The organism is Roseateles sp. DAIF2 (assembly GCF_015624425.1).
Classification (GTDB): Bacteria; Pseudomonadota; Gammaproteobacteria; order Burkholderiales; family Burkholderiaceae_C; genus Kinneretia.
Genome location: NZ_CP049919.1, coordinates 5202261 through 5218410, shown reverse-complemented (window position 1 = coordinate 5218410; position 16150 = coordinate 5202261). Strand labels below are relative to the sequence as shown.

11 protein-coding genes and 1 pseudogene are annotated in these 16150 nt (G+C 70.5%); 5 read left to right on the top strand and 7 right to left on the bottom strand.

Features of this window, described 5'->3' with window-relative positions:
* The first annotated feature begins 11 nt into the window (after positions 1 to 11).
* Both G8A07_RS24025 and G8A07_RS24020 read left to right on the top strand, forming a co-directional pair.
* The gene (locus tag G8A07_RS24025; RefSeq protein ID WP_195794441.1) at positions 12 to 638 is read left to right on the top strand and encodes an FMN-dependent NADH-azoreductase; all 627 of its coding nucleotides are present in this window, start codon (positions 12 to 14) and stop codon (positions 636 to 638) included.
* A 56-nt stretch (positions 639 to 694) separates the two neighbouring features.
* Positions 695 to 1579, top strand: a complete 885-nt coding sequence (locus G8A07_RS24020) for a pirin family protein (protein WP_195794440.1) — start codon at positions 695 to 697, stop codon at positions 1577 to 1579.
* Between the two features lie 12 nt (positions 1580 to 1591).
* Here the strand turns inward: G8A07_RS24020 and G8A07_RS24015 are convergent, their stop codons facing one another.
* Genes G8A07_RS24015 through G8A07_RS24000 form a run of 4 tightly spaced genes read right to left on the bottom strand, consistent with a single transcriptional unit; the run spans position 1592 to position 5858 of the window.
* Positions 1592 to 2500, bottom strand: a complete 909-nt coding sequence (locus G8A07_RS24015; protein ID WP_195794439.1) for a pirin family protein — start codon at positions 2498 to 2500, stop codon at positions 1592 to 1594.
* Positions 2493 to 3077, bottom strand: a complete 585-nt coding sequence (locus G8A07_RS24010; RefSeq protein WP_195794438.1) for an NADPH-dependent FMN reductase — start codon at positions 3075 to 3077, stop codon at positions 2493 to 2495. The genes G8A07_RS24015 and G8A07_RS24010 overlap by 8 nt, the downstream gene beginning before the upstream one ends.
* Positions 3078 to 3084: 7 nt before the next feature.
* A complete protein-coding gene (gene cueR, locus G8A07_RS24005; protein ID WP_195797944.1) occupies positions 3085 to 3477 on the bottom strand; it encodes a Cu(I)-responsive transcriptional regulator in 393 nt (130 codons plus the stop codon).
* A 5-nt stretch (positions 3478 to 3482) separates the two neighbouring features.
* Complete coding sequence (locus tag G8A07_RS24000; protein WP_195794437.1) at positions 3483 to 5858, bottom strand: heavy metal translocating P-type ATPase; 2376 nt, start codon at positions 5856 to 5858, stop codon at positions 3483 to 3485.
* Between the two features lie 136 nt (positions 5859 to 5994).
* On the opposite strand from G8A07_RS24000, the gene G8A07_RS23995 reads away from it, so the two are divergent.
* Together G8A07_RS23995 and G8A07_RS23990 are read left to right on the top strand one after the other, a co-directional pair.
* Positions 5995 to 6210, top strand: a complete 216-nt coding sequence (locus tag G8A07_RS23995; protein WP_195794436.1) for a heavy-metal-associated domain-containing protein — start codon at positions 5995 to 5997, stop codon at positions 6208 to 6210.
* Between the two features lie 90 nt (positions 6211 to 6300).
* Entirely contained in the window at positions 6301 to 7641 is a 1341-nt protein-coding gene (locus G8A07_RS23990; RefSeq protein WP_195794435.1) for an HD-GYP domain-containing protein, read from the top strand.
* Positions 7642 to 7909: 268 nt separating this feature from the next.
* Here the strand turns inward: G8A07_RS23990 and G8A07_RS23985 are convergent.
* Positions 7910 to 9835, bottom strand: a pseudogene (locus tag G8A07_RS23985) (molybdopterin cofactor-binding domain-containing protein); the annotation flags it as partial.
* A gap of 1 nt (position 9836) precedes the next feature.
* On the bottom strand, positions 9837 to 10307 hold the full coding sequence (locus G8A07_RS23980) for a (2Fe-2S)-binding protein (protein ID WP_195794433.1): 471 nt from the start codon (positions 10305 to 10307) through the stop codon (positions 9837 to 9839).
* A gap of 379 nt (positions 10308 to 10686) precedes the next feature.
* Here G8A07_RS23980 and G8A07_RS23975 point away from each other — a divergent pair, with 379 nt between their 5' ends.
* Positions 10687 to 13296 carry a TonB-dependent siderophore receptor gene (locus G8A07_RS23975; protein ID WP_195794432.1) on the top strand — a complete coding sequence of 870 codons (2610 nt, stop codon included), beginning with the start codon at positions 10687 to 10689 and terminating at the stop codon, positions 13294 to 13296.
* An 87-nt stretch (positions 13297 to 13383) separates the two neighbouring features.
* Here the strand turns inward: G8A07_RS23975 and G8A07_RS23970 are convergent, their stop codons facing one another.
* Positions 13384 to 16143, bottom strand: coding sequence for a CHASE2 domain-containing protein (locus G8A07_RS23970; protein ID WP_195794431.1), 2760 nt, complete (start codon positions 16141 to 16143; stop codon positions 13384 to 13386).
* Positions 16144 to 16150 lie beyond the last annotated feature (7 nt).

Here is a 16150-nt window from a genome sequence, read left to right as displayed (position 1 = left end):
GAGCAATCACCATGAGCAAGATCCTGCAAATCAATTCCAGCGCCCGCCGTGTCCAGGACGGCCAGGGTTCCTTCTCCACCCGCCTGGCGACCGAGCTGGTCGCGGCGCTGCAAGAGCAATATGCCGGCGCCGCCCTGACGGTGCGCGACCTGGGCCAGAACCCGCATCCGGCGATGGACGAGGCCGCGCTGGGCGCGCTGTTCACCCCGGCCGAGCAGCGCAGCGCCGAACAGGCCGCCCGCGTCGCCGCCAATGACGCGCTGATCGACGAGCTGCAGGCCCAGGACGTGATCGTGATCGCGACCCCGATGATCAACTTCGGCGTGCCCAGCCAGCTGAAGAACTGGATCGACGCGGTGGCCCGCGCCGGCGCCACCTTCCGCTACACCGCCAACGGCCCCGAGGGCCTGGTCAAGGGCAAGAAGGTCTATGTGGTCGTCGCCAGCGGCGGCCTGCATCGCGGCCAGCCCAGCGATGGCATCACCGGCTATCTGCGCACCGTGCTGGGCTTCATGGGCATGAGCGATGTGCAGTTCGTCTATGCCGAAGGCCTGGGCATGGGCCCGGAGGCCGAGGCCGCCGGCGTGGCCGGCGCGCGCCGCCAGATCGCCGAGCTGTTCGCCCCCGCGACGGTCTAATCAATCAACCCGCCAATCAAGCCAACATTCGACAGAAAGAAGAAGGAGCAACGACCATGAGCAGCACCACCCTGAACCAGCCGCGGCTGCTGAGCCAGCCACGCGCGGTGGAGCGCCTGGTCGCCGGGCAGGCGACCAGCGATGGCGCCGGCGTCAAGCTGACCCGCGTGCTGACCCAGAATCTGCAGCGCCGCCTGGACCCCTTCCTGATGCTGGATGCCTTCGGCTCGGATGAGGCCGACGATTACATCGCCGGCTTCCCCGACCATCCGCATCGCGGCTTCGAGACCGTCACCTACATGCTGGAAGGCCGCATGCGCCATCGCGACTCGGCCGGCCATGAGGGCTTGCTGGGCAACGGCGGCGTGCAATGGATGACCGCCGGCCGCGGCGTGATCCACAGCGAGCTGCCGGAGCAGGAAGAGGGCCGCATGGAAGGCTTCCAGCTCTGGCTGAACCTGCCCGCCCAGGACAAGATGCGCGAGCCCTGGTACCGCGACATCCAGACCCAGGACATCCCCGAGTTCACGACGGACGCGGGCGTCCAGGTGCGCGTGATCGCCGGCGCGAGCCATGGCGTGGCCGGCGCGGTGCAGCGCGAGCACACCGAGCCGCTGTACCTGGACCTGCACCTGCCGGCCGGCGCCAGCTTCGAGCAGGCGCTGCCGGACACGCACAACGCCTTTGTCTATGTCTACCGCGGCGCGCTGCGCTTTCCCGACACCGGCTGCCTGGTGCCGGCCCAGCGCATGGCGATCCTGGCCAACCAGGCGGGCAGCGACGGCGTGCGGCTGACGGCCGGCGACGAACCGACCCGCGCGATCCTGATCGCCGGCAAGCCGCTGGGCGAGCCGATCGCGCAGTACGGCCCGTTTGTCATGAACACGCAGGCCGAGCTGATGCAGGCGGTGCGGGATTTCCAGACGGGCCGGTTCGTCTGAACCGCGCCCGCGTCAGCGGGCGCGCAGCGGCGGCACCGCCGGCGCCAGCAGGCGCTCGCCGTCGAAGCCGGTGACGCTGCCGAAGTCACCGGCGCCGGCGTTCCAGTCGGCCGCGGACTGGCGGATCTCGTCGGGCGTGCGGCCGACGAAGTTCCACCACAGCAGCGGCTTTTCGTCCTCGGCCAGCGGCGTGCCGCCCAGCAGCAGCGCGCGGGCACGGCCCTGGCTGCGCAGGGTGAGCTGCCTGGGGCCTGGTGGCAGGTAGAGCAGGCCGCCGGGCGTCAGGGTCTCGGCCTGGCCATCGGCCAGTTCCAGCAGCAGCTCGCCCTCGGTGACCATCAGGCCATGCTCGAAGTCGGCGCGCAGGTCCAGTTCGGCCGCGGCGGCTGCCTCGCTGAGCAGGTCCAGGCCCAGCAGCGGCGAATAGACGGTGGGCGGCGCGACCAGGCCGGCATGCTCGCCGACCAGCAGGGTCAGCGCGAAGCCACCGCGCTCGAAGCGTGGCAGCGCCGCGTGGTGCTCGAAGGCGGCCGGGCCGAAGCGGCGGCTGTTCGGCAGCGCGATCCACAGCTGGGCCAGGTGCATGTCCTCGCTCTGCGCCTCCTCGGAATGGCAGATGCCGCTGCCGGCGGTCATCAGATTGACCTGGCCCGGCTGCAGCAGCTGCACGGTGCCCAGGCTGTCGCGATGCAGCACCTCGCCCTCCATCATCCAGCTGAAGGTCTGCAGGCCGGTATGCGGATGCGGCGCGACGCGCATGCCCTGGCCGGGCGGCGTGCGCGCCGGGCCGGCATGGTCCAGGAAGCACCAGGCGCCGATGGTGCGGCGCTGCGCCACCGGCAGGGCGCGCGCGATCGGCAGGCCGCCGACCTCGCCGCGATGTGCCGCGATGCGTTCGATCACCAAGGGGCCGTCACTCATCGCGGTCTCCCCGGCGGATCTGGGCGCTGAAGCCGGCGAGGAAGTCGCGCAGCTGGCCCTGCAGCGCCGCGTCGGTCAGCCGGCCTTCGGCGTCGAACAGGGTGTTGGCGCGCGAGACCATCAGCCGGCCGCCGAACCACATCTCGACCTGCAGGGTGCGCAGCACCGACAGCAGCGCGTCCTGGCTCTGCACCGTGCCGAAGCCGCCGGGCGTGGCGCCCAGCACCGCGGTCGGTTTGCCGAAGAAGGCCTTCTTGCCCTCGGCCGGCGGGCGCGAGACCCAGTCCAGGCCGTTCTTCAGCACGCCGGGAATCGAGTTGTTGTACTCGGGCGTCGCGATCAGCAGACCGTCGGCGGCGCGGATCGCCTCGCGCAGGTCCAGCACCGGCGCCGGCGTGCCCTGCTCGGCCTCCAGGTCGCCGTCATAGACCGGCACGCCATGCAGGGTGCGCAGCTCCAGGCGCACGCCCGCGGGGCACAGGTCCGCGGCGGCGCGCAGCAGCGCGGTGTTGAAGGAGGCCCGGCGCAGGCTGCCGGACAGGGCCAGGAGGGTCAGGGGGCGGGGTGCAGCGTTCATGCCGCGATCATGGCATGGCCGCGAGGCCATCGAGGATCGGGCAGTCGGGCCGCTCGTCGCCATGGCAGCAGCCGGCCAGCTCCTGCAGGGTGCGCTTCATCGCCTCCATCTCGGCCAGGCGGCGCTCCAGGTCGGCCACATGGGCCAGCGCGATGCGCTTGACCTCGGCGCTGCTGCGCTGGCGGTTCTGCCAGAGCTTGAGCAGTTCGCCGATCTCGGCGATGGAGAAGCCCAGGTCGCGCGCGCGGCGGATGAAGCGCAGGGTGTGCACGTCCTTGGCGTCGTACTGCCGATAGCCCGATTCGGTGCGCGCCACCGGCGGCAGCAGGCCAAGGGACTCGTAATGCCGCAGCATCTTGGCCGAGATGCCCGAGCGGCTGGCTGCCTCGCTGATGTTCATCATCGTCATGTCGCCTTGCCCTTCCAGCGCGTGAGCAGCAGCGCGTTACCGACCACCGAGACGCTGGACAGCGCCATTGCGGCCCCGGCGATCACCGGGTTCAGCAGGCCAAAGGCGGCCAGCGGGATGCCCACCAGGTTGTAGATGAAGGCCCAGAACAGGTTCTGGCGGATCTTCGCGTAGGTCTTCTTGGAGATCGCGATCGCATCGGCTACCAGGGCCGGGTTGCCGCGCATCAGGGTGATGCCGGCCGCGGCCATCGCGACCTCGGTGCCGGTCGCCATCGCCAGGCCCACGTCGGCCGCGGCCAGGGCCGGCGCGTCGTTGATGCCGTCGCCGACCATCGCGACCGCGCGGCGCCCGCCGTCCTTGAGTTCGCCGACGATGCGCGCCTTGTCCTCCGGCAGCACCTCGGCGCGCACCTCGTCGATGCCCAGCTCGCGCGCCACTCGCTCGGCCGCGCCGCGGTTGTCGCCGCTGACCAGGGCGATGCGGATGCCCTGCTCGTGCAGCGCCGCCACCGCCGCGGCGGCCTCGGGCTTGAGCGCGTCGCCGAAGGCCAGCAGACCGATCAGGCGCGGTGCGGCGCCGACCGCGGCCAGCCAGGAGACGGTGCGGCCCTCGTCCTGCAGCAGCTCGGCGCGGGCCAGCCAGGGCGCCAGGTCCACGCCCAGCTCGCGCATGAAGCGGCTGCTGCCCAGGGCCAGGTCTTGCCCCTCGACCCGGGCGCGCAGACCGCGGCCGGCCACCGCCTGCAGATCCGTCGCGGCGGGCACGGCGAGCTCGGCTTGCGCCTTGACCGCGTCCCGCACCGCATGGGCCAGCGGATGCTCGCTGCCGGCCTGCAGCGCGGCGGCCAGGCGCAGCAGATCCGCGTCGCCCTCGGCCGCGACCAGGCGCGGCTTGCCTTCGGTCAGGGTGCCGGTCTTGTCGAAGGCCACCAGCTGCAGGCGGTGCGCATGCTCCAGCGCCTCGGCGTCCTTGATCAGGATGCCGCGCCGCGCGGCCACGCCGGTGCCGGCCATGATGGCGGCCGGCGTCGCCAGGCCCAGCGCGCAGGGGCAGGCGATCACCAGCACGGCCACCGCGTTCAGCAGCGCGCGCTCCCAGTCGCCGGTGGCGAAGCCCCAGCCCAGCAGGGTGGCGATGGCGATCAGGATCACCACCGGCACGAACACCGCGCTGACCTGGTCGACCAGGCGCTGGATCGGTGCCTTGTGGCCCTGGGCCTGCTCGACCATGCGGGCGATGCGGGCCAGGGTCGATTCGGCGCCCAGCGCGGTGCAGCGCAGGCGCAGCAGGCCCTCGCCGTTGACGCTGCCGCCGACCAGGCGGCTGCCCGGCGCCTTCTCGACCGGCAGGCTCTCGCCGGTGATCAGCGATTCGTCCACCTGGCTGCGGCCCTCCAGCAGCTCGCCGTCGACCGGGATGCGCTCGCCGGGGCGCACGATCACCTCGTCGCCCAGGCGCAGCGCGGCCAGCGGCAGCTCCTGCTCGACGCCGTCCCGGCGCACGCGCGCGGTCTGCGGCTGCAGCGCCTGCAGCGCGCGGATCGCGGCGGTGGTCTGGCGCTTGGCGCGCGCCTCCAGCCATTTGCCCAGCAGCACCAGGGTGATCACGACCGCGGCCGATTCGAAATACAGCGCATGGCCGCCGTCGCCCTGCCACATCAGCCACAGGCTCAGGCCGAAGGCGGCGCTGGTGCCCAGCGCGACCAGCAGATCCATATTGCCGCTGCCGGCGCGCAGCGCGGCCCAGCCGGCGCGGTAGAAGCGCGCGCCGAGCCAGAACTGCACCGGTGCGGCCAGCAGCAGCTGCAGCCAGCCCGGCAGCATCCAGTGCACGCCGAAGGGCATGGCCAGCATCGGCAGCACCAGCGGCAGCGACAGCAGCGCCGCCACCAGCACCGGACCGCCGCTGGCCTGCCAAGCCGGCTTGGGTTCCTGCGCTGCGGCCGCCGCGCCGCCCTGCAGCCGGGCCTGGTAGCCGGCCTTGGCCACCGCGCCCAGCAGCGCGGCCGGATCGGTGCCGGCCAGCAGCCGCACCTGGGCGGTCTCGGTAGCGAGGTTGACCTCGGCGGCGGCCACGCCCGGCACCTTCTTCAGCGCCTTCTCGACCCGGCCGACGCAGGAGGCGCAGGTCATGCCCTCGACCGACAGGGTCAGGTCTTGTTGGCGCAGCGCGTAGCCGGCCTTCTCGATCGCGGCCTGCAGCGCGTCCAGCGCGGGCGCGCCGGCGATGCTGGCGGCCTCGGTGGCCAGGTTGACCTGGGCGTCCTGCACGCCGGGCACGGCCTTCAGCGCCTTTTCGACCCGCTTGACGCAGGAGGCACAGGTCATGCCGTCGATCGGCAGGGTCAATGAGGTGGGGATGCTGTTCATGGATCGCATGTTCGACCTTGACATCATGGCAAGGTCAAGCGTTTTCTGCCGGCGGCGCGGGACTTGACCTTGCCATCATGGCAAGGATTAAGCTGAGTACATTGTTTTCCTGATCTTCTTCTACAAGGAGTTTTCGATGAGCCAGCCACAACACCAGTTCCACCTGCCCGACATGAGCTGCGGCCATTGCGTCGCCACCGTCACCGAAACCGTGCGCGAGCTCGACGCGGCGGCCACCCTGCAGTTCGACCGCGAGGCGCGCCGCGTCGCGATCGACAGCCGGCTCGAGCGCGCCGAGCTGGCCCGGGCGCTGGGCGAGGCCGGCTACCCGCCGGCCGAGGCCGCGGCCTGAGGCGCTGATCGCCGGGGCGATCAGCGTCCCGGCCTGTCATGGAGACCGGGTGACAATCGGGGCATCGAAGAACTGCCATGGTGTGTCACCGTGCAAGAACAAGCAGGCGAGACGCTCGCCGTGCCGGCGGAGCCGGGCGACGAGGTCGGGAGCGTCAATCCGCATTACCTGGGCCATATGGCCGCCAGCGCGGACCGGCATGAGCTGCGCGCCAGCGCCGACATCGTCAGCGGCAGCGGCGTCAAGCTGCTGGCCAAGGGCGCGCGCATCGAGCCCGGCATGCGCGAGCGCCTGCTGCAGCACAAGCTGGCGCGGCCGCTGGAGGACTGCCTCAGCATGGCCGACGGCATCACGCCGCAGCGCCTGGCCGAACAGGCCGAGAGCCTGCTGGCCCGCCACGGCCTGGCCCTGGCGCTCGATGCGCCCGATGCCGAGGAGAACCTGCCCCAGGCCCTGGGCCGTCTCGGCCTGAGTCCGGCGCTGCAATCGCTGCTGACCGTCTATGCCGACCAGCAGGGCGACCGGCTGGACCATGCCTGCGGCGTCGCGCTGCTGGCGCTGGCCCTGGCGCGCCGCCTGCTGCCGGGCCAGACCGGGCTGCAGCGGCGCCTGGCGCTGGCGGGCCTGGTGCACGATGTCGGCGAACTCTATATCGACCCGGCGCTGCTGGATCGCAGCCGCGTGCTGGAGCCGCAGCAATGGCGCCAGATCGCCAGCCATCCGGTGATCGGCTACCGGGTGCTGTCGACGATGGAGGGCGCCGGGCCGGTGGTGGCCGAGGCGGTGCTGTGCCATCACGAGCGGCTGGACGGCTTCGGCTACCCGCGCGGCCTGGCTGACGAGCAGTTCGGCCTGCCGGCCCAGATCCTGGCCGCGGCCGAATGGCTGACCGGCCTGGTCGAGGCCGGCGTCGGCCCGCTGATGCGCGCCAGCGTGGCCGCCAAGCTGATCCCCGGCGAATTCAGCCCGGCCCTGCTGGAGCTGGTCTACGCGGCGCTGCGCGGCAGCAGCGAGATGGCGCTGTGGCTGGAGTCCCAGCAACAGCAGGCGGCGGCCGAGCTGGGCACGCAGGTGGAGGACATCGCGCAGATGCTGGAACGCTTTCGCGGCCAGCAGGACTGGATGGAGCACCGCCTCGGCGAGGCGGGGCCGGAACTGCGCGCGGTGCTGGAGCAGGGGCAGCGCCGGCTGCAGCGCATCCAGGCCTCGTTCTCCAGCGCGGGCCTGGACGCGCTGGGGCCGCGGGAGCTGCTGGCCGACCTGGCCCAGCAGGGCGATGCGCGGCTGCGCCGAGAGCTGCCGGCGCTGATCGGCGAATTCGGCTGGCGCCTGCGCGAGCTGGAGCGCGCCTGCCTGCTGCGCGCCAGTCTGCTGGGCAGCGAGGGCCTGGGCGTGGTGCGCGAGCTGGTCGGGCGTCTGCGCGGCGCTTAGCGGCCGGCATCCGCCCGCCGCCGTCGGCCCACGCCTGGTCTCAGGCGCTCGTCTTCTTCAGCGCCGCGGTATCGATCGGCAGGCTGCGCACGCGCTTGCCGGTGGCGGCGAAGATCGCGTTGGTGACGGCCGGCGCGATCGGCGGCGTGCCGGGTTCGCCGATGCCGCCGGGCGCTTCCTTGCTGGGCAGGATCAGCACCTCCACCTGCGGCATCTCGTTCATGCGCAGCACCGGGTAGTCGTGGAAGTTGCCCTGCTCGACCCGGCCGTCCTTGTAGGTGATCTTGCCGTAGAGCGCGGCCGACAGGCCGTAGACGATCGCGCCCTCGATCTGGCGCTGGATCGTCAGCGGGTTGACGGTCTGGCCGCAGTCCACCGCGGCCGTGACCCGGTGCACGCGCGGGGTGCCGTCCTCGGCCACCGAGACCTCGGCCACCTCGGCCACATAGGTGCCGAAGCTCTCCGCCACCGCGATGCCATGGTGGTGGCCCTTGGGCAGCGGCTTGCCCCAGCCGGCCTTGGCCGCGGCGGCCTCCAGCACCGCGCGATGGCGCGGCTTGGCGGCCAGCAGCTTCAGGCGGAACTGCAGCGCATCGGCCTTGGCCGCAACGGCCAGCTCGTCGATGAAGCTCTCGAGGAAGAAGGCGTTCTGCGAATGCCCGACCGAGCGCCAGAACCAGACCTGCGGCCCGGGCTCGGCGCGACCATAGGCGATGCGCAGATGCGGGATCGCGTAGGGCTGGTCGGCCAGGCCCTCGACCGCCATCGCGTCGACGCCGTTCTCCGGGATCTTCATGAAGCCCGAGGCGGCCATGATCGAGGGGCTGCCGATGTCGGCGCGCAGCGCGCCGATGCTGCCCTTGCCGTCCAGTGCGCCCTCGAAGCGCACCAGCGAGGCCGGGCGGTAGTAGCCGGCGGCCATGTCGTCCTCGCGGGTGTAGATCAGCTTGACCGGCCGACCGCTGGCCTTGGACAGCAGGGTGGCGTCGATCGTGAAGTCGGGCGCGAAGCGCCGGCCGAAGCCCCCGCCCAGCAGCAGGGTGTTGACCTTGACCTTGGCCGGCGTGACCTGGGCCACCTGGCCGAGAATGCCCTGCGACGGCCCCTGGCTCTGCGTGCCGGCCCAGATCGTCACCTCGTCGCCCCCCGGAGCCTTTTGTACCCAGGCCAGGCAGTTCAGCGGCTCCATGCAGGCATGGGCCAGGTAGGGCACCTCGTAGCTGGCCTTCAGCACCGCGGCGCCGGCGGCCGCGAGCGCCGCCTTGGCGTCGCCGGCCTGGGCCGCGATGGCGGCGGCGCCATCGGCCGCGCTGCCCAGCTGCGCGCTGACCTTGTCGGCCGACAGCCCGGCCTGCGCGCCCAGCTCCCATTCCACCGCCAGCGCGTCGCGGCCCTGGCGCGCGGCCCAGTAGCCATCGGCCAGCACGGCCACGCCGCTGGGGATCGCGATCACCGCCTGCACGCCCTTGACGGCGCGCGCCTTGGCCTCGTCATAGGGCTTGGGCTTGATGCCGGCGCCGGGCGCGCGCGCCATCACCGCGACCAGCATGCCGTCGACCCGCGCATCGATGCCGAACTTGGCCGTGCCGTTGACCTTGGCCGGCGTGTCCAGGCGGCGCGTCGGCTTGCCCAGGATCCTGAAATCGGCGCTGGACTTCAGCACCGGCTTGTCGGGCACCGGCTGCTGGCTGGCGGCCTGCACCAGGGCGCCGTAGCCGATCTTCTTGCCGCCCGGGCCCAGCACCTGGCCGGCCTGGGTGCGCAGCTGTCCGGCATCGAGCTTCCAGCGCTCGGCCGCGGCGGCGAGCAGCATCTGGCGCGCCGCTGCGCCGGCCTGGCGCACCGGCGTCCAATGCGCGCGCACCGTGGTGCTGCCGCCGGTGGCCTGCATGCCGAACATCGGGTTGTTGTAGGCCTGGTCGACCGGCGCCTGCTCGACGCCGACCTGGCGCCAGTCGGCGTCCAGCTCCTCGGCCACCAGCATCGGGATCGCGGTCAGCACGCCCTGGCCCATCTCGGCCGAGCCGCAGACCACGGTGATGCGGCCGTCCGGCGTGATGCGCAGCCAGGCATTGGGGGCGAAGGTGTTGCTCTGGGCGCCGGCCTGGGCGCGGGCGCTGCCGGCGGGCAGCGCGAAGCTCAGGCTCAGGGCGCCACAGGCCTGCAGGAATTCGCGGCGAGTCGGTGCATTCATCTCAGGCTCCCTTCGCCAGCGAGCCCGCGGCGGCATGAATAGCGGCGCGGATCTGGTTGTAGGTGCCACAGCGGCAGATATTGCCGCTCATCGCGTTGTCGATGTCGGCGTCGCTGGGATTCTTCTTCCCGGCCAGCAGCGCGCAGGCGCTCATGATCTGGCCGCTCTGACAGTAGCCGCATTGCGGCACGTCGATCTTGACCCAGGCGGCCTGCACCGCCTTGCCGGTGCGCGAGGCGCCGATGCCCTCGATCGTCGTGACCTTCTTGCCGGCCGCGGCCGAGACCGGCGTCTGGCAGGAGCGGATCGGCTGGCCGTCCAGATGCACGGTGCAGGCACCGCACAGCGCCATGCCGCAACCGAACTTGGTGCCGGTCAACTGCAGGTCCTCGCGCAAGGCCCACAACAAGGGCTCGTTCGGGTCGGCGTCGAGCGTGACGGCGCGGCCGTTGACGGTCAGTTTCAGACTCATGAATGGGCTCCTGTGGGGTGGGGCGAGGTTGCAAGCGTAGCGGGACTGGCCCGGTTCTGTCGCCCCTTGTTTGCTCCGATCGTGGGTGGATCGATCGAAGGGATTTGGAAACAATAATTTACTTACGGAATCAAGGCGGCAATGTCAATTGGGTGTCACGGCAATGTGGTGTAGCCAGCAGTTGCTGCTGGATTCGCGCTTGGTTTGTCGGGTGGGCTTGCAGAGAATGCGCGCTCCTTGCGGAAGGGGGATCAAGCGCCTGTCTTTCGCGTTTCGCCGGCTACCACGGAGGAGGGGCCGGCTTTCATGCCTACCCGGCATTCATTGATAAAGAAGAACCATGCAAAGCTCTTTGAAGTTCACACGAACCTTGGGTGCGATGGCCGCACTGATCTGCTGTGCGCAGGTGCAGGCCCAGGCGCAGGATCCACAGAAGCTCGACAAGGTGGTGGTGGTCGGCTCCAACATCAAACGGGTTTCCGCGGAAGGCCCGTTGGCGGTGGAGGTGATCAAACGCGAGCAGATCCAGGCCTCGGGCGCCTCGACCGCGATCGAGGTCCTGAGTCAGCTGACAGCGACCGACAGCTATGAGACCGGCACCACCAGCAACTCCTTTGCACAAGGGGCGGCCACCGTGTCGCTGCGCGGCATGGGCGCCAAGAACGTGCTGATCCTGTTGAATGGCCGGCGCCTGGCCAACTACGGCTACTCGGAAAACCTGTCGCAGAGCTCGGTCGACATCAACAGCTTGCCGCTGAACGCGATCGACCAGATCGAAATCCTGCGTGACGGCGCTTCGGCGATCTACGGCTCGGATGCCGTGGCCGGGGTGATCAACTTCAAGACGCGCCAGAATTTCCAGGGCCTGGAGAGCATGACCTCGGTGTCGCGCAACCAGGCCGGCGACGAGAGCACCATTTCGGTTGGCATCACCGGCGGCATCGGCGACCAGGCCAAGGATCGCTACAACCTGCTGTTCAACATCGATCTGCTGCAGCGCGATCCGCGCCGGCCCACGGAGCACAAGTACACGGCCAGCCTTGATCAGCGTCCGTATGGCGGGCTGGACAACCGCGCCTTCAATCGCGGCCCGGGTTCGTACAACGTGGTGAACGGCTTCAATGCCAACAACCGCTATGCCATGCCGGGCTGCCCGACCGCGCAGATCGAGGTGGATGACCGGGGCGACCAGTACTGCCGTACCGACCGTGCGGCCAGCGACTCCACCACGCCGGACATCACGCGGGCGGGTTTTGGGCTGATCGGCAATCTGCTGCTGTCAGACAGCACGACGCTTTTCTCCGAACTGACCCTGAATCGCACCACGGCGGAGTGGGCAGAAGGCTATTCCTATATCGCGAACTCGACCGCCCGCTACATTCAGCCGACCTGGGCCACCTGGCGTGCCGACCTGGGCACGGTCACGAACCCGTCCACCGGTGTGGTGAGTCGCTCGCCGCTGCAGATTTACCGTGCCATCTCAGAGGCGGGGCAGGTCCAGTCGAAGGTGGAGTCGACCTCGACCCGTGCGCTGCTGGGCGTTCGCGGCGTCTACGGCGCTTGGGACTGGGAAACGGCCGCGATGCTGGCGCGCAACGAGGTCTCCACCGACGACAGCAACCGCCTGAAGTCGGCTGAGGTGCTCAAGGCCTTGCAGACCGGCAGCTACAACCCCTGGATCCAGGCGAATCCCATGGCCAGCGTGCTGCCTATGCTGGCCAGCACCCACCGCGAGGCGACGACGCAGCTGAGCGTGGTCGACCTCAAGGTGTCCAACGCCGAATGGTTCACGCTGGGTGGCCCGGTGGGCTTTGCCGGTGGCCTCCAGGCCATGCATGACAAGATGGAAGACACGCCGGATGCCGCCGTGGCGCGCGGCGAGATCGAGAACCTGGGTGGCACGGGTGCCAAGGGCTCGCGTCGCGTCGTGTCGATCTATGGCGAGCTGAACCTGCAGCCGTTCAAGCAGCTGGAGATTCAGGCGGCACTGCGCCACGACCGTTACAACGACTTCGGCGGCACGACCAATCCCAAGCTGGCCTTCGCCTTCCGACCGATGAAGGAGGTGCTGCTGCGCGGCAATGCCAATACGGCTTTCAAGGCGCCCTCCTTGCCCGAGCTGTACATGGGGCCGTCGCGCGCCTACACCACCGTGGCCGACTGGGTGCGCTGCAAGCCGCTGGGCTATGGAAGTGCGCAGTGCAAGTACAGCCCCGAACTGGACATCCGTGCCAATCCCGAGCTGAAGCCCGAGCGTACCAAGGTGTTTTCGCTGGGGATGGTGGTGGAGCCGGTGCGTGATGTGTTCGTCTCGGCGGACGCCTATCAGCTGCGCCAACGCGACACCATCCAGACCCTGGATGCCCAATACCTGCTGGACCATGAGCTCACCACTCCCGGCTTCGACAAGATGGTGCTGCGCGACCCGCGCAACCCCAATCTGGAAGCCCAGTTCCCGGGTCTGAAGCATGGGCGTTTGAAGGGGCTGATCTTGCCTTACATGAACGTGGGCCGGATCGAGACCTCGGGTGTGGATCTGAGCTTGAAAGCCGGGCTGACCACGGACCTGGGACGCTTCACGCTGGAGCATGAGTTCAATAAGGTGTTCAGCTACAAGCAGTCGGACATCGAAGGCCAGCCGCTGACCAGTCGCCTGGACGGCTATCTGCTGCCGAAATGGCGCAACAAGGTGGTGCTCGGCTTCAGCCGCGGTCCCGTCAAGCTGCGCCTGACCGCGCTGACCAAGGCCGACACCCTCGACTACGATTCGCCGGCCAACATTCACGAAGGCGAGGAAGTGAAGCGCCTGGGCAGCTATACCGCATGGAACGCGCATGCCAGCTTCCAGGTGCTGCCGAACGCTAAGCTGAGCGTGGGCATCAACAATCTGTTCGACAAGACGCCGCGTTTCTCGCAGCACTATTCGAACTTCCGCGACAGCACGACCGGTCGCGGCTTCCTGGCCACGCTGGAGATCAAGCACTTCTGATCTGAAGTCGTTTGATTTCAGGCCGAAAGGGCGCGGGTTCCGCGCCCTTTTTTCATTTCCCTGCCGGTCTTCCCTAGGCGGGAGGTCTCACCCCGGCCCCAACGCCGCCAACCGCGTCAGCAGCGCGCGGGTCACGCGCGCTTCGGCGCGGGCCAGGCCGTCAAGGTCCGCAGCGCGGCGGCCGACCTGCTCTTCCAGGGCCTGCGCGGCCTGCGCGAGCTCCTGATCGTCCAGGTCGCGCGCCAGGGTGGCCAGGTCATGGGCGAGATGGCGGGCCTGTTCGGTGGCGGCGGCGCTGCCATCCTCGGCCTCGCGGCCCAGCGGCCAGCTGCCGGCCCAGCTGCCGAGGAACACGCGCGCATGCGCCAGCCGGCGCTGGCGGGCGGGATCCGCGTCCTGGGTCGCCGTCATCGCGAGCGGGCGTTGCGGCGGCGCCGGTCGGGGCTGGGGCGGTGGTGCGCCGGCCGGTCGTGCGTGGCGGGCCAGGGCCTGCAGCAGGGTGGTCTGGTCGATCGGCTTGGTCAGGTGCTCGTCGCAGCCGGCCGCGCGGCTGGCCCGGCTGTCCTCCTCGAAGGCATTGGCGGTCAGCGCGATCACGGCGGTGCGCGGCCAACCCTGCTCATGCTCCAGCCGGCGCAGCTCGCGGGTGGCGCTGTGGCCGTCCATGCCGGGCATCTGCACATCCATCAGCACCAGGTCGAAGGCCTGCTCGCGCAGCAGCTGCAGGGCCAGCGCGCCGTTGTGGGCCACCGTGATGCGATGACCCTGCGGGGCCAGCATCGCCTCGATCATCATCACATTGATCTCGTTGTCCTCGCACAGCAGGATCTGCTGCGGCGCGATCTCGGTTGGGGTGTCCGCCGCTGTGCCCTGCGCCGTGGCGCCCACCGGGGCCGACACCGGCGGCAGCGGCAGGGCGACGAAGAAGGTGCTGCCCTGCCCGGGCACGCTTTCCAGCCAGATGCGGCCGCCCATCATCTGCACCAGGCTGCGGCTGATCGACAGGCCCAGGCCGGTGCCGCCGAAGTAGCGGGTGACGCTGCCATCGGCCTGGCTGAAAGGCTGGAAGATCAGCTCATGCTTGCTGGGGGCGATGCCGATGCCGCTGTCGCGCACCGTCAGCAGCAGGCCGCCGTCCGGCTGGCGGTCGACGCCCAGGCCGACGCCGCCCTCGCGGGTGAACTTGATCGCATTGCCCAGCAGGTTCACCAGTACCTGGTTCAGTCGTTTGGCATCGCCCCGCACCCAGCCCTCGGCCGCGGCCGCGAAGTCGCAGTGCAAGGTCAGGCCTTGCGCCTCGGCGCGCGGGCGCAGCAGCGCCAGCGGCGCCTCCAGGGTCGAGCGCAGCTCGAAGGGCGCCTCGTGCAGGCTGAGATGCCCCGCCTCGATTTTCGAGATGTCCAGCAGATCGTTGATCAGCTCGAACAGCGCCTGGCCGGAGCCGCGGAACACGTCGACATAGCGGCGCTGCTCGGCGTCCAGCGTGGTCTTGTCCAGCAGCTCGGCCATGCCCAGCAGCGCATTCATCGGCGTGCGGATCTCGTGGCTGACATTGGCCAGGAACTGGCTCTTGGCCTGGTTGGCGGCCTCCGCGAGCGCGCGCTCGTAGCTCAGGCGCCGCTGCGTCAGCGCCGACCAGCGCATCTGCGCCAGCGCACTCAGCGCCAAGCCCAGGCCCAGCACGGTCAGCGGCCCGAGCAGGGGCGTCAGCCATTGCCCGCGCAGGCCCAGGGCCGCGCTGCCGGCCAGCAGGCCCAGGACGCCGGCGCTGGCCAGGGCCTGCCGGGCCAGTTGTGGCCGCTCGCGCGTGGCGCCCCACAGCAGCGGCGCCGCGGCCAGCAGCCACAGCAGCGCCTGCCAGGGCCAGGCCGGCGTCTGCAGCACGGCCCGGCGTTCCAGCGCCGCCTGCGCCGCCGCCAACAGCACGGTGCCGTTCATCCAGCCCAGCGGGGTCAGGACCTGATCGGCGAAGAAGGCGCTGCTGCCGAGGAAGACCACGCGGCCGCGCAGGCGCTCGCGCAGCGCCGCGTCGTCGGCGCCGCCCAGCGCGCCCTCGACCAGGGCGGCCCAGTCCAGCCGCGGCACCGCATCCGGGTCGGCCGACAGGTTCAGGCGCAGCCGGCCATGGGCATCCAGCGGCCAGCTCGCGGCACCCAGGCGCAGCCGCTCGCCGTCGTCGTCGAGCCGCCAGGCCGTTTCGCCGAGGCGGCGCATCTGCACCGCCAGCGGCAGGGCGGGCAGCCAATGGCCGCGCACCTCATGCAGCAGGGGGAAGTGGCGCAGCCGCCCGTCCTCGTCCACCGGTACCGAGATCACGCCTACCGCGCCCGGCGCGGGCGCCTCGCCCAGCAGCTCCTCGGCCGGCAGGGTCAGCGCCTGCCAGCGCGTGGGCAGCGGCCGGGCCTCGGCCGGCGGTGCCAGGCGCGCGAGCAGCTGGTACTCCTCGCGGTCCAGCGGCACCGGCTGCTTCAGCCCGGCGGCGGCCAGCACCCAGTCGGGTTGGCGTGCCAGGGCCTGGGCCAGCGGCGCGTCGCTGACCCGGTCCTTGGCGAACACGATGTCGAACACCACCAGGCTCGCGCCGGCCTCGCGCAGATAGTCCAGCACCAGTGCATAGACCTCGCGCTTGTAGGGCCAGGGGCCGAGGCGGTCTTGCACGGCGCGCAGCGAGGCATCGTCGATGTCGATCGCCAGCACCTCGTCGTAGCGCTGCATCGGCGCGGCCAGGCGCTGCTGCAGATCCTCCAGCGGCGGGCCGAGCGCGCGCCAGCCGGCGCTGCCCAGACACAGCAGGACCGCCAGCGGCAGCGCCAGCAGGGGGAGCTGAGCCAGGCGCGGGCGCAACATTGGAGTC

Bases quoted from the DNA above. Each gene is read 5' to 3' on its own strand.
- G8A07_RS23980 (WP_195794433.1), bottom strand. From the start codon at position 10,307: ATGAGTCTGAAACTGACCGTCAACGGCCGCGCCGTCACGCTCGACGCC.
- G8A07_RS24000 (WP_195794437.1), bottom strand. From the start codon at position 5,858: ATGAACAGCATCCCCACCTCATTGACCCTGCCGATCGACGGCATGACC.
- G8A07_RS24010 (WP_195794438.1), bottom strand. From the start codon at position 3,077: ATGAACGCTGCACCCCGCCCCCTGACCCTCCTGGCCCTGTCCGGCAGC.
- G8A07_RS24025 (WP_195794441.1), top strand. From the start codon at position 12: ATGAGCAAGATCCTGCAAATCAATTCCAGCGCCCGCCGTGTCCAGGAC.
- G8A07_RS23975 (WP_195794432.1), top strand. From the start codon at position 10,687: ATGGCCGCACTGATCTGCTGTGCGCAGGTGCAGGCCCAGGCGCAGGAT.
- G8A07_RS24015 (WP_195794439.1), bottom strand. From the start codon at position 2,500: ATGAGTGACGGCCCCTTGGTGATCGAACGCATCGCGGCACATCGCGGC.
- G8A07_RS23995 (WP_195794436.1), top strand. From the start codon at position 5,995: ATGAGCCAGCCACAACACCAGTTCCACCTGCCCGACATGAGCTGCGGC.
- G8A07_RS24020 (WP_195794440.1), top strand. From the start codon at position 695: ATGAGCAGCACCACCCTGAACCAGCCGCGGCTGCTGAGCCAGCCACGC.
- cueR (WP_195797944.1), bottom strand. From the start codon at position 3,477: ATGAACATCAGCGAGGCAGCCAGCCGCTCGGGCATCTCGGCCAAGATG.
- G8A07_RS23970 (WP_195794431.1), bottom strand. From the start codon at position 16,143: ATGTTGCGCCCGCGCCTGGCTCAGCTCCCCCTGCTGGCGCTGCCGCTG.